Source organism: Streptomyces sp. NPDC046870 (assembly GCF_040704595.1).
GTDB lineage: Bacteria > Actinomycetota > Actinomycetes > Streptomycetales > Streptomycetaceae > Streptomyces > Streptomyces argyrophylli.
This window is the reverse complement of sequence record NZ_JBEYXM010000053.1, coordinates 1-12641: the sequence shown is the minus strand read 5'-3', so window position 1 is coordinate 12641 and position 12641 is coordinate 1. Positions and strand designations below refer to the sequence as shown.

Here is a 12641-nt window from a genome sequence, read left to right as displayed (position 1 = left end):
TACTGCAGCACGCATGTTGGCTCCAAGAAGGACGACGAAAGGGGAGGTCACCAGTTAGTTCGCGGGCTACAGGCCGTGCCGAAGCCGAGCGAGCTGAAGCGGCCCTCGTACGGTGCCTCGCGCTGCCGCTCCAGGGCATCAGTCGTATGACAGGGATTGCCAGGGCGGTCGCGTCCTCAGCCATTGGCTCGGACCCGTAAGTCTTACCGATTGGCCTGTCAGCGGTGGGGACTGCCAGGGGGTTGGGTGACACTGACCGGCTTGCTGAGAGGCGGCCTGGATGGATGTTGCGGTGCCCAAGCCGTATCCGAAGGAGTTCCGCGAGGACGTCGTGCCGGTCGGCGCGCAACCGGGAGCCCGGCGTCACGCTGCCTCAGCTCCAACTGTGTGCCTGGCAGGCCGTTTTCCCCGGTTGAGGCGGTGAGCTGTGAGGCTGTGAGGTCGGGCTCGCGGCCGTACTTCCGTATGCCCTGGTCCGGCCCGCCGGCGCGCAGGACGGTGGAGTCATGGGCGAGCAGACCAGGACGGCGCCCATCGTGCACCTGTACGCTCCGTCGCTCCCCCGCACCTCGGAGAAGGCGGTGATGTACGCCGTCGAGCTGGTGGAGTCCGGGCTCTCCCGGAAGCTCCTGGACGACCCCGGGCACCCGTGCACCCGAGCGCTCACCCGCGCCTTCCCCGCCATCGGCGACCCTGTCACCCGCATGGCGCCGGCCGGGCTGCCCGGCGACCCTCCCAACCCGGCCGCGCTCGGCCGTGGCCGCCCCTTCGCGGCCCGCTGCCCGACGTGCACGACTTCTCGACGGCCGCCTCTTCGTCGCCGCGGCCGGCGACCAGCAGCCGGGCGTCTGCGGCAGCACCCCTGTCCAGCTGTCGGCCGGCCGGCCCCGGGCGACAGTCGGCGTGCCTGCGGGTGCTGCCCGGTTTTCCGAACGTCTCCCCGGCCCCGGACGTGCCCGCACCGTCCGCGGAAGGAGCCCGCTCATATCCGTCTCCACCACCGGCACGGTCGCCGGACCCACCGCGGCCACGCCGCCCGCGCTGGAGTGGCGTCCCGTACGTCGAAGCCACCGACGCGGGGTGGAGCAGCTCGGTAGCTCGCCGGGCTCATAACCCCATGGTCGCGTGGTTCGCATCGCGCCCCCGCTACCCACCTCGGCTCGGGGTTCGTGGCGCTGGCCGGCTCACCGGAGTCAGAGCCGTGACGGTCGGGGCCTCAGCCTTGGTGGCTCGCGGGTTGCCAGCCGCGCAGGACGGTGTCGAACTGCTTCTGCGTCTGCGACCAGTCATCCGCGGGGCCCTCCATGAGGATCCCGTACTCGATGCCGCCGTCGTCCGAGTCATAGACCTGGTCGATGATTCGGTGTTGTCCCGCAGGGCCCTCCTCCGGCTTCTGGATCCAGGTGAACTCCCACAGCACGGCGTTCGCCTCGTCACGGAAGTTGTTGGTGCCGAACCGGATCTGCTGGTAGCCGTCGAGGGGCCGATACAGCCTTTCCAGATGCAGCAGGTGCGCGCGGGGGGTGGGGTAGTCGGGCGTGGAGTCGACGCTGATGCGCAGGAGGTGGTTGCCGCCGTCCGGGCTGTACCCGATCTGGTCGCTGTCCGTCTGACGAGTCCAGCCCTTGGGGACCCAGAGGCTGCCCTCCAGGGCGTTGATGCGTTCCCAACCGGCGGGGACCGACCTGGCGTCCGAGGCACGGTCGGTCGGCGCCCGCTGAACGGTCGATGTGTCGTTCTGTGTGCCGGGACTCTGCGGCGTGAGGCCGGTCGTCCTGACTCCACTCGCCCCGTCGTCGCTCCCGTTCTCCGGCGTCAGGGGGGCCATAACCAATTCAGCATCTGGTCGCCGGCCTATTCGGGTGACAGTGATCAGGTGCGCGAGGTCATGGACGAGGTGATGCACGACCCAGCCGCCGATCACTCCACAGCTGCGCTGGCTCGTCGTGCGGCCGTGTCCGGAGATCATCTCACCGAGTCGTTCATGCAGGCGGTCGGAATGCCCCCTGCCCGGTATGTGGAACGGGTCCGGATCGAGGCGGCGAAGCTCATGCTCAGCTCCAGCGATGTCAGCCTCGAGGCAGTCGCCGCAAGCTGCGGTTTCGACACGGCTGCGCTTCTGAGCGACAGCTTCCTGCAGAGCCTCGGCATCTCGCCCCGGGACTACCGGCAGCGGTTCCGCAGCACAGGCGTCCGCCCCGCCAGGCCCGGCCACATCGGAACGGTACGCGCCTGCCCAATGACCCGGCCGGACGTGCAGCGGGCGGCCGACGCGCCGGGGCTTTCAGGAACCCGTTCCGCGGAATTCCCGCCCACCGTCGGATAGTTCGTTCTGACCGAGTCGGCAGGAGGCGCGATGGCAGTCGCCAGGCCAGGGAGCCACCTCGAACACCCGGAAGCATTGCGATTCGAATGTCTGACGAGTCCGGACCAACAGCCGTGGGACGCAGAGACCCTTGAATTGACCTTGCAGCAGGCCACGACGTGCTTGGGTGGCCTGGGCGCGGCGGTGCACTGGCGTGATCCCGCTGCGGGCCGGCTGCGCCTCGTGACCGTCGGCAGACTCTTCCCGGACAGGGCCGAGGCGTGGGCGGACCTGACAAACGCGGCGAACGCGGCGGCGGCGCGCGCCGTCCAGGGTGGCGCCTACGCCTGGATGCCGGGTGGCCGCTCGGGAGACCGGGAGTCCGGCACCGTGGCGGTACCGCTGCTGGCCGGCGACAAGCCGATCGGTGCGCTCTCCGTACTCACGGCCGGGCCGGCCGAGCCGGACGAGCTGCGGCGGTCCTTCCTCCATGCGATAGCCGCGTGGGGTGCGGAGCGCCTGGAGAGGGTGCCCGGCCGGCCCAGTGCTGGTGCGCCGGCGTTCGACAGGACCGTGCGGATAGTCGAACTCACCGCAGCACTGGCTGATGCCGTCACCTCTCAGGATGTCCTGCGAGCCGTCGCAGAACATGTTTTGCCACCATTCGGAGCCGACGGGCTGGGGATCTACGCGTTCGAGAAGGACCGACTGCATCTGGTCGGCCACATCGGATACCCCAAGGCATACCGGGGATTGTGGAGCCAGATCCGCGGGCTTCCGCTCACGTCCCACCCCATCATCGCCGGACGTCATCCGCACGCGCACTCCCCTCTTCATCGAATCGAAGGCCGAGATCCTCCGGCGCTACCCGGAACTGGCCGGCTTCACGGCCACGTCACCGAAGAACACATGGGCCTTTCTGCCCCTCATCGCCTCTGGACGTGCCATCGGATGCTCCGATGTCTCATTCAGCCGAGAGTGTCCGATCGGCGAGGAGGAGCGAACTCTGTTGACAGCGCTCAGCGGCCTGGTCGCCCAGGCGTTCGAGCGGGCACGCTTGTACGACGCCGAGCACGCCCGTGCCGAAGGCTTGCAGTGCGGCCTTCTGCCCCGAAAGCTGCCCTGCCTCCCGGCCGTCCGCGCGGCCGCCCGCTACCTGCCTGCGGGCCGGGGAGACGCGGTGGGTGGCGACTGGTACGACCTGATCCAGTTGTCCGCCGACCGAGTCGCCATGGTCATCGTGCCGGGCGGTGGCCCACCGCCCGGCCCGTCGGGAAGTTCACTCGGCGGGAGGCGCCCACAAGGGTTCCGGGACGGTCGCGCCGAAGTCGCCGCCCCAGGTGTTGCGGCTGGCCACCTCGTGGACCGGCCGCCGGTTGGCCGCCACGCCCCAGCGGCCGAGGGGGTAGCCGAGCGCGAGCATGACGTTCATCCGCCAGCCGTCCTCGGTCGGCACACCGAGCAGCTTGTGCACGGTCTCCTCCTCGTACCGCAGCACCGTCGTGATGACGCCGCCGACGCCTTCCGCCCGGGCGGCGAGCAGAGTGCTCCAAATGGCGGGGTAGATGTTCGCGCCACCGTGGTCGTCGATCGAGAAGACGAAGAGCAACAGGGGGATGTCGGTGAAGTGCTCGGTGAAGTGGTCACCCGATGCCCTGATCCGCCGCAGCGTGGCGGCGTGCTCCTCGGGGTCGTGGATCGTCTCGGCGAGCGCTCCCCGGGCGATGTCGGCGTACTCCTTCTCCCGGCACCTCCGGTACAGCTCGGCGAACTCGCGCTTGCGGTCGGGGTCGTCCACGACGAGGAAGTGCCAGCGCTGGGCGTTGCCGCCGTTCGGCGCGCGGATGGCTGCGTCGAGGATGCGGCATTGCGTCTCCATCGGGATGGGGTCCTTGCGCATGCGCCGCATCATTCTGGTGGTGTACAGAGCCTCGTACACGTCCATGCGGTCCTCCTGAGGGAGCCGGGCGGAGATCGCGCAACGCCGACGGGCGGCCGACACTCCGACAATAGTGCGGTCTGATCGATTGACGCGCTTCGGTCACCGGCCGTGGTGGCTGGGCCGGCACGGGGGCCGAACAGGGAAGCAATGGCCGCGGCGATACCGGCCTGTGCCGCTGTGGGCCGCCGTTCAACCGCTCGTGCTGCCGGCTACCTGTCCGAGTACCTCGTCCGCGAGGCGTTCGTACTCCGACACTGGCCGGAGGCCGGAGACCAGGCGCCCAGTGATGAGCCAACTGGGAGTCGCGTGGACGCCGGCCCGTCTGCCCAGCCCCTCCGCCCGCGCGAGGGCCGATCGGGCGCTGCCGTCCGCGAGGGCGGCACGCAGGGCTTGCACGTCGACGCCCGAGGCCTCGGCTCGGCGGTCGACCACCCGGGGATCGCCGATGTCCTCCCCCAGAGCGAAGTGCGCGGCGAACAGTTGCTTGATGAAGCCGGCCGCCGCGTCGGGCTGGTGCAGCCGTACCCAGTCCGCAGCGGACAGTGCCGTCCGGGTGCCGGGAAGCCGGGTGGGCCAGGCCAGCGGCAGCCCGGCCCGGGCGGCCTCCTCTTCGAGCATCTCGTACATCGGCCCGTTGCGCGGGCCCGCCTCGATCCCGCCGGGTGGAATCTCGGGATGGATCTGGAACGGGAGGTGCACGACTTCCAGACCGCGCCGTTCGAGGACCTCGTTCCTCGGCTGGGCGACGTAGCAGAACGGACAGAGGAGGTCGAACCAGTACGGGACCGCGTGTTGCCGTGCCGCCGTAGGTTCGTGGTCGTAGGCCCTCATGACAGCGCGCCTCTCGGAGCATTCCAGCCGGGCTTCCGCACCTCGCGGAGTTAATTAAATTACAGCTTCTAACTGTAACTCGAAGAAGAGGACCAAGCAACCGTCACCCCTCGCGCACTACGAACGGGAGCGAAACCGGAAGCCGAGGTCGTGGCTGCCGGTGCCGTTCCGGCGGCTCACCGGGAAGGTGGTGCGGCGGGGAGTCACCGCGTCCGCAGCCACGACCACCGCCGCTGTCGTCAGAACGGTTCGCCGCGGACTGGTCGGGGGACCCGTATCCCCGACTCCCTTGGTTCGTCACCGCGTCGGAGTGCCGTACGACGGACCCTGCCGTAGGCAGCCGTACGAGAAACGCTCATGTGCGGGAAGAGGCAGGCGGCTGAAGGGGTGTGTCCTGCCCGGTGCGACAGGCCGCTCGTCACGCGTCGGTGGGCCGCCACGACCTACCTAGGAATCGGGTCTAGGTCATTGCGCGGATGCGTGCCCGGGTCGGCCGCACGAACCTTGGACAGGCGAACGGCCCTGACGCCGGCGCCGATTCCACGAACTTCCGTGTTTTCACCGAGAAGAGGTAAGTACATGCCGTACATCGCCGTGGGGGAAGAGAACTCCACCTCCGTCGATCTCTACTACGAGGACCACGGTGAGGGGCAGCCCGTCGTCCTCATCCACGGTTTCCCGCTGGACGGGCACTCGTGGGAGAAACAGACGGCCGCGCTGCTGGAGGCCGGGTACCGCGTCATCACCTACGACCGGCGCGGTTTCGGCCAGTCCAGCCAGCCCACCACCGGCTACGACTACGACACCTTCGCCGCCGACCTCGACACCGTCCTGGAAACCCTGGACCTCAACGACGTCGTGCTCGCCGGGTTCTCCATGGGCACCGGCGAAGTCGCCCGCTACATCAGCCGCTACGGCTCCGCCCGCGTCGCCAAAGCCGCCTTCCTCGCCTCCCTCGAGCCCTGCCTGCTGAAGACGGACGACAACCCCACCGGCGCGGCTCCGCGCGAGTTCTTCGAGGACATCGTCGCCTCGGTCAAAGCGGACCGGTACGCCTACTACACCGAGTTCTACCGGGACTTCTACAACCTGGACGAGAACCTCGGCACCCGCATCAGCGAGGAGGCGCTGCGCAACAGCTGGAACGTGGCCGCCGGCGGCGGTTTCCACGCGGCCGCGGCCGCGCCGCTGACGTGGTTCACCGACTTCCGCGAGGACATCGCGGCCGTCGACGTGCCCGCGCTCATCGTGCACGGCACCGCCGACAACATCCTGCCCATCGACGCCACCGGCCGCCCCTTCCACCAGGCCCTGCCCAGCGCCGAGTACGTCGAGATCGAGGGCGCCCCCCACGGACTGCTGTGGACCCACGCCGACGAGGTCAACCAGGCCCTTCTCACCTTCCTCGCCAAGTAGGAGGGCCGCCGGCCCGCGCCGCACCGCACCGGCTCGATGCGGCGCGGCGACGAGACGTGGAGCCCGGCCGGAACAGGAGCAGAGAGGCAGACATGGAGGCACGGACGCGCCTGCGGCCCATGGTCGAGGTGTGGGACTGGCAGCGGCACGCGGCCTGCCGCGGCCTGGACAGCGAGGTGTTCTACGCGCCACCGGGGGTCCGTGGGGAGGCCAGGCGACGCCGCGACCTGCTGGCCCGAGCCGTGTGTGACGGCTGCCCCGTTCGAGCCGTGTGCGCGGACTTCGCCCTGCGTCACGGAGAACGGCACGGGGTGTGGGGCGGGATGAGCGAGCAGGAACGACGGGCCCTGCTGGACGCCGCGCCCCGACTGAACCGCACGGACCGCACCGCCTGAGGCAGCGGCCCGGCGAGCCCGGGGGCGGGTGCGGCGGGGGGCGTTGCCCCGCCGCCGGCCTGGACGAGCCGTGCTTCAGTCGCACCGCCCGCTCGTCGTCGAGGTACCCGGCGAGATCGATCTCCTGCCGGCACATCGCGCGGGCGGCCGCTGGACGTCGGCCTGGACAGCGTGACGTTCATGGAAGCGCGCGTCATCAGCGTCCTGTTGCGCCTCGACACCGGCGTGAGAGAACGGCACGGACGCGTTCGCTGCGAGGATCCGGCGCGGGGCAGGCTTTTCTCCCTCACGTGCACGGACCGCCGGCTCGACCTCCTCCCCCGCCCGGCGGGCCACCGGCGGGAGCCCGGAAGCGGTCCCGCGTCGGCACCGCGTGGTCGCCTGACGGAACATCGAGGGCCTATGAGTCCCAGTACCGGGGCCCGGCCGGTCCCGGGCGCGGCGCAGGGGGGCGGGAGGGTCGTCGTCGCGTCGTGAGGAGCGGGACGCCACCGTCCGCCGGCCGGCCCGCACGAACAGGAGCAGTCATGAACGAGATCGCCGGACCGGGCACGACACCTGGCGGGCCACCGGCCGGGGTGGAGATGTCCGTCGAGGACTACACCACGTCGACCGAGGAGGCGCTGGCGGTGCTGGCCGCCCACGGACAGCGCGGGCAGCGCCCCGCCGATGTGCGGCAGGCGCGGGCCGACACCGCGCTGGCGGCGCTGTTCGGGCCCGCCCCGCGCACGGCCTCGGTGACGTCCGCCGTCGTCCCCGGTCCTGCCGGGCCGTTGACGCTGACGGTGTACCGGCCCGTCGAGGACCGGCCCACCGGGACCCGTGGGCCGCGCCCGGGGCTGGTGTACTTCCACGGCGGAGGCTTCGTGCAGGGCGGACCGGACAGCCACAGCGGGTTCCTCAGTGCGCTGGCCGGGGTGACCCGGCACGTCGTAGTCAGTGTCGACTACCGGCTGGCGCCCGAGAACCCGTTCCCCGCCGCGGTGCTCGACGCGGGGGCCACTACCCGTCACGTCGCCGCGCACGCCGGGGACCTCGGCATCGATCCGGCACGGCTGGCGGTGGGCGGGGACAGCGCCGGTGCCACGCTGGCCGCCGTGGTCGCGCAGCAGTGCCGCGCGTGGGGCGGTCCGGAGCTGGTCCACCAAGTCCTGATCACGCCGCTGACGCTGTACCCGCCGCGGGCCGACACCGTCAGCCGGCGGGAGCTGGGCCAGGGGTACTTCCTCACCACCGAGCTGCTCGACTGGTACGCCGAGTGCTATGCGCCGGACGCCGCCGACCGCACCGACACGCGCGCAGCACCGGCGCTGGCGTCGGATCTCAGCAGCCTTCCGGCCGCCACCGTGATCACAGCGGGCCTCGACCCGCTGCGGGACGAGGGCGAACAGTACGCCCGGGCGCTGCACACCGCCGGAGTGGATGTCCGGGTGCGCCGCCAGCGGGGCGCGTTCCATCTGCTCTGGCTGGCCACCAAGGTCGCTCCGGCCGTCCAGGCCGAGGTCATCGATGTGATCAGGGAGCGCCTCGGCGCGGCCTGAGGCACTCCCCGGCCGCATCCGGGATCCGCAGGGTGGTTGCAGGCCGCTCGGCCTTCGGTCGGCTTCGATCGGCGCCGCCTCTCATTCAGCGAGAAGTTTCTTTTAGCGCTCAACTAAAGGGTGTTAGTGTCTCGCCGATCGATCGGGCGGCGGACGTTCCCGGCCCGATCGCATGACGCGCGCCTCGGCCGAATGGAGCGATGCCTGGTGAGCTTGGCCGACCCGCTGCGAGACGGCGCCGACGCACTGGTGGGGCGCGATCAGGACCTCGCCCGCATCGCGGCCTTCCTCACCAGCCCGCACACCGGGCGGGCCCTGCTGCTGTCCGGTGATCCCGGTGTGGGCAAGACCATGGTCCTGCACGCCGCGGCGCAGGCAGCCTCGGACAAGGGAACACGCGTGCTGCGCGCCGCCGGCGTCCAGTTCGAGGCGGACGTGAGCTACTCCGGCCTGAACCAGGCCCTGTTTCCCCTGCGTGAGGGACTGGACCGCCTCAGCTCCACCCACCACGACGCCATCCAGGTCGCACTGGGTTTCGGAGCGGGCTCACCCCCGGAGCGGCTGCTCGTCTCCAACGCCGCACTGACCCTGCTGCAGGAGGCGGCCACGGAGAGCCCGGTGCTGCTCGTCGTCGACGACCTGCCCTGGATCGACCGGGCGAGCGCCGCCGTCTTCGGCTTCATCGCCCGGCGCCTGTCCGGCAGCCGCGTCAGCTTCTTGTCTGCCTCGCGTACCGGGGCCGACGGCTTCTTCGAGAGCGGCGGCCTGCCGACCTACGAGCTGCCGCCCCTCGACCCCGAAGCGGCCACCCGCCTGGTGGACCTGCGCTTCCCCCGGCTCGCCCGCCAGGTACGCCGGCGCCTCCTGGACACCGCGCAGGGCAATCCGCTGGCCCTGCTGGAGCTGCCCGGCACGCTGCGGACCAGCCAGCGCACGGCACTCGAGGCCCTGCCCGCGGTCCTGCCGCTCAGCGGACGCCTGCAATCCCTGTTCGTCTCCCGTATCCGGGACCTGCCGGCCGCAACCCGCAACCTGCTGCTCCTGGCCACCCTCGACGGCAGCGGCGAGCTGGGCGTCCTGCACGCGGCGGGGCGGGAGATGGACGGCGACACCGGTCTGGAGGACCTCGCCCCCGCCGAGCAGGACCAGCTCGTACGCCTGGACGAGCGCACCCGCCGGCTGGTGTTCCGCCACCCGTTGATCAGCTCGGCCGTGGTCGAGGCGTGCGCCAGCAACCTGCGCCGCGCCGCCCACCGCGCGCTCGCCGAGGTACTGACCAACGATCCGGAACGCCGGGCCTGGCATCTCGGGGAGGCGACACTCGAACCCGACGAGCAGGTCGCTCTCCAGCTGGAAGAGGCCGCCCACCGCATCCTGAGCCGCGGGGACGCCGTGGCCGCCATCGCGCGGCTCACCCGAGCGGCGGACCTCAGCCCGGCCGGCCGGGACCGCGCCCGCCGTCTGACGGAGGCCGCGTACATCGGCGCCGACGCGACCGGGGCGCTGCACAGCGCCTCGGAGATGCTGGAGGACGCGCGCCGCGCCGACCCGCGGCACGCCAGATCGCTGCACTCGGTCGCCGCCGCGGTGCAGCTCCTGCTGAACCGGGACGGCGACGTGGCCACCGCCCACCGGCTGTTGGTCGGCGCCATCGAGGAGGGCACGCACCGCTACGACGCGAACGACGTCGCGCTCACCGACGCCCTCCACCTGTTGCTGCTGGTGTGCTTCTTCGGTGGCCGGGCGGAGCTGTGGCCGCCTTTCCTCACGGCGCTCTCGCGGATGCGCCCGGAGGCCCCGCGCCTTCTCTCCGTCGCTTACCAGACCTTCGCCGACCCGGCGCGCACCGGGGCGGGAGCGGTGGAGCAGCTCGGCCAGATCCTCGACACCGTCATGGAGGAGACGGACCCCGCACGCATCGTGCGGATCGGCACCGCGTCGATCTACCCGGACCGGCTCTCCGCCCTGCGCGAGCCGTCGTGGCACGTGGTGCGCCAGGGACGGGACGGCGGGCCGATGCGCAGGCATCTGGGTGGCCTGATGCACCTGTGCCTCGACGGCTACCACACGGGCCGCTGGGACGAGGTCGCCGAACTGAGCGAGGAGGGATTGGAGTTGTGCGAGACCTCCGGCTACGCCTTCTTCGCCTGGTACTTCCACTACAACAAGGCGATGGTGGCCGCGTCCCTCGGTGACTCCGGCACCGCGCAGGCGCTCGCCGACCGGATAATGGACTGGGCGACCCCGCGGGGGGTGCGTTCGGCCGTCCACTACGCCCATCACGTCCACGCCGTGGCGAGCATTGCGGAGGGCGACTTCGAGGAGGCGTACCGGCATGCGACCGCGGTGTCCCCCGCGGGCAGCCTGGCGCCGTACGCGCCGCACGCACTGTGGCTCGCCTTCGACCTGGTGGAGTCCGCGGTGCGCACCAACCGCTGGGCGGAGGCCGCCCTTCATGTGCGTGCGCTGGGGGAGGCGCGCCTGGACGTGTTCTCGCCCCGGCTCGCCCTGCTCACCGGTGGCTGCGCCGCCCTCGCCACGGAGGACGAGGAGGAGGCGGTAAGGCTGTTCGAGAAGACACTGGGCAGGCCGGACGTGGACCGCTGGCCGTTCGACCTGGCACGGGTGCGTCTGGCCCAGGGTGAGCGGCTGCGTCGTGCCCGCGCCACGACGGACTCCAAGGGACCCCTCGTCGACGCGTTGCGGAGCTTCCAGCAGCTGCGTTCCCGGACGTGGGCGGAGCGGGCCGCGAAGGAACTGCGTGCCGCGGGCTGGAGCGTGCCGAACACCAGCGACCGCACCGGGCAGGAACTCACACCGCAGGAACGGGAGATCGCTCAGCTCGCCGCGTCGGGCCTGACGAACAAGCAGATCGCCGAGCGGCTCTTCATCTCGCACCGCACCGTCGGCGCCCACCTCTACCAGATCTATCCCAAACTCGGCATCACCTCCCGTGCGGCGCTCAGGGATGCGCTGACGGCCCGGGACAGGGAGGCGTCGGCCACCTGATTCGGTGAGCGGTCCCCCGTCACCCGCCATCGGCCGCAGCACCGTCCGGTGCGCCGGGGTCCCCGACGGCGACGCGCACCGGCCGGGTGCCCCGTGGAGCCGCCACGAGGTGGGCCACGGCCGCCGCGAGTTCCTGCACGGCGGGTGCCGAAGAGGCGGGGTGCCCGCCGGCGCGCTCCGGCGTGCCGGCGGGCACCCGGTAGAACGCGGCGGTATCGGCGTCCGCGGCACGGACAGGCTCCGCCGCGCCGCTGAACTCCGCCGATGTCCCGCCGAGGGTGACGATGGTGACGTCGATGCCGAAGGGGGCCAGCTCGGCGGCGTAGGCCTCGGCGAGCTGCCCCAGTGCGGCACGCAGCGCGTGCCCGGGTGCCAGGAAGGGTGCCGGGCCCGGCCGCGTGGGCGGATCTGTCCAGATCAGCAGCCCGTCGCCGCGCTCGCGCATGCGGGGCAGTACGGCCCGGTTGATCCGCTGCGCGGACAGTACGCAAGCGTCGTAGAGCTGACCGAGCTGGTAGGGCGTGAAGGACTCGGTGGGGCCGAGCGTGATCGGCGCCCCCGAGTGGACGACCACGTCGACCGGCCCGGCCTCGGCCTCGATGCGGCGCACGGCGGCGGTGACCGAACGCTGGTCGATCGCCTCGTATGCCACGGTCCGCAGACCGCGGGTGTCCACGCCGATGACCGTCCCGGGGCCGCCCGGGGCCCGGTCGTTCGCGTCGGCGACCTGCCGGTGGCCCACGTACACGGTGTGGTCCGCATCGGCCAGCGCGCGGGCGACGGCGGCGCCGAGGGGGTCGGTCGACGCGGTCACGAAGATGGTCTTGGTCATCGGTTTCCCATGAACGAATCGCGCGTGGTCGGCACGCTGTACCTGCCCGTCAAAGCGGCGCGCCGGGTGCAGTGTGCGGCTTTCCTGACCCATGGCAGCAGAGGGACGCGGGAGGGGCATCGGTGAAATGACTGTGTTCCGTCGCGGACGGCCCTCTAGGTACCGGTGCCGGCGGAGCCCACGGTCGGACGACGGATGGTGGGGCCGGCCGCCAGGGGCCACGTCGAGGTGAGGTCGTCGTTCCGGCGTGGCGGCGCCCGCACGGTCGTACGGCGTGCCCTTCAGGCGGCCTCTCCTCCCGGCCGCGCCTGCTGCACCAGCGGCCTTCGAGTCCTCCACACCTTAGGAGCCGATCATGCGTGCTGCGGTG

At 71.3% G+C, this 12641-nt stretch carries 10 protein-coding genes and 1 pseudogene; 7 read left to right on the top strand and 4 right to left on the bottom strand.

Annotated features, from left to right (window positions below; translation table 11 throughout):
• Positions 1-506: 506 nt before the first annotated feature.
• Complete coding sequence (locus AB0946_RS41555) at positions 507-1097, top strand: oligopeptide/dipeptide ABC transporter ATP-binding protein (protein ID WP_366765945.1); 591 nt, start codon at positions 507-509, stop codon at positions 1095-1097.
• Between the two features lie 119 nt (positions 1098-1216).
• On the opposite strand, the gene AB0946_RS41550 is transcribed toward AB0946_RS41555, so the two are convergent.
• Positions 1217-1828, bottom strand: coding sequence for a hypothetical protein (locus AB0946_RS41550; RefSeq protein ID WP_366765944.1), 612 nt, complete (start codon positions 1826-1828; stop codon positions 1217-1219).
• A gap of 48 nt (positions 1829-1876) precedes the next feature.
• On the opposite strand from AB0946_RS41550, the gene AB0946_RS41545 reads away from it, so the two are divergent.
• A complete protein-coding gene (locus AB0946_RS41545; RefSeq protein ID WP_366765943.1) occupies positions 1877-2326 on the top strand; it encodes a helix-turn-helix domain-containing protein in 450 nt (149 codons plus the stop codon).
• Between the two features lie 586 nt (positions 2327-2912).
• Positions 2913-3293, top strand: a pseudogene (locus AB0946_RS41540) (hypothetical protein); the annotation flags it as partial.
• Between the two features lie 291 nt (positions 3294-3584).
• On the opposite strand, the gene AB0946_RS41535 reads toward AB0946_RS41540, so the two are convergent.
• Both AB0946_RS41535 and AB0946_RS41530 read right to left on the bottom strand, forming a co-directional pair.
• Complete coding sequence (locus AB0946_RS41535; RefSeq protein ID WP_366765942.1) at positions 3585-4250, bottom strand: nitroreductase family protein; 666 nt, start codon at positions 4248-4250, stop codon at positions 3585-3587.
• Between the two features lie 186 nt (positions 4251-4436).
• Entirely contained in the window at positions 4437-5078 is a 642-nt protein-coding gene (locus AB0946_RS41530) for a DsbA family protein (protein WP_366765941.1), read from the bottom strand.
• A gap of 579 nt (positions 5079-5657) precedes the next feature.
• Between AB0946_RS41530 and AB0946_RS41525 the strand changes: the two genes are divergently transcribed.
• The 4 genes from AB0946_RS41525 to AB0946_RS41510 all read left to right on the top strand — a co-directional run bounded on the left by AB0946_RS41525 (position 5658) and on the right by AB0946_RS41510 (position 11439).
• The gene (locus AB0946_RS41525) at positions 5658-6494 is read left to right on the top strand and encodes an alpha/beta hydrolase (protein WP_366765940.1); all 837 of its coding nucleotides are present in this window, start codon (positions 5658-5660) and stop codon (positions 6492-6494) included.
• Between the two features lie 92 nt (positions 6495-6586).
• On the top strand, positions 6587-6889 hold the full coding sequence (locus tag AB0946_RS41520; protein WP_366765939.1) for a WhiB family transcriptional regulator: 303 nt from the start codon (positions 6587-6589) through the stop codon (positions 6887-6889).
• Positions 6890-7416: 527 nt separating this feature from the next.
• Positions 7417-8430, top strand: coding sequence for an alpha/beta hydrolase (locus AB0946_RS41515; protein ID WP_366765938.1), 1014 nt, complete (start codon positions 7417-7419; stop codon positions 8428-8430).
• A 207-nt stretch (positions 8431-8637) separates the two neighbouring features.
• On the top strand, positions 8638-11439 hold the full coding sequence (locus tag AB0946_RS41510; RefSeq protein WP_366765937.1) for an AAA family ATPase: 2802 nt from the start codon (positions 8638-8640) through the stop codon (positions 11437-11439).
• 19 nt (positions 11440-11458) lie between these two features.
• Here AB0946_RS41510 and AB0946_RS41505 read toward each other — a convergent pair whose 3' ends face one another.
• Positions 11459-12271 (bottom strand): SDR family NAD(P)-dependent oxidoreductase, encoded by an 813-nt coding sequence (locus AB0946_RS41505; protein ID WP_366765936.1) that lies wholly within the window; start codon positions 12269-12271, stop codon positions 11459-11461.
• Positions 12272-12641 lie beyond the last annotated feature (370 nt).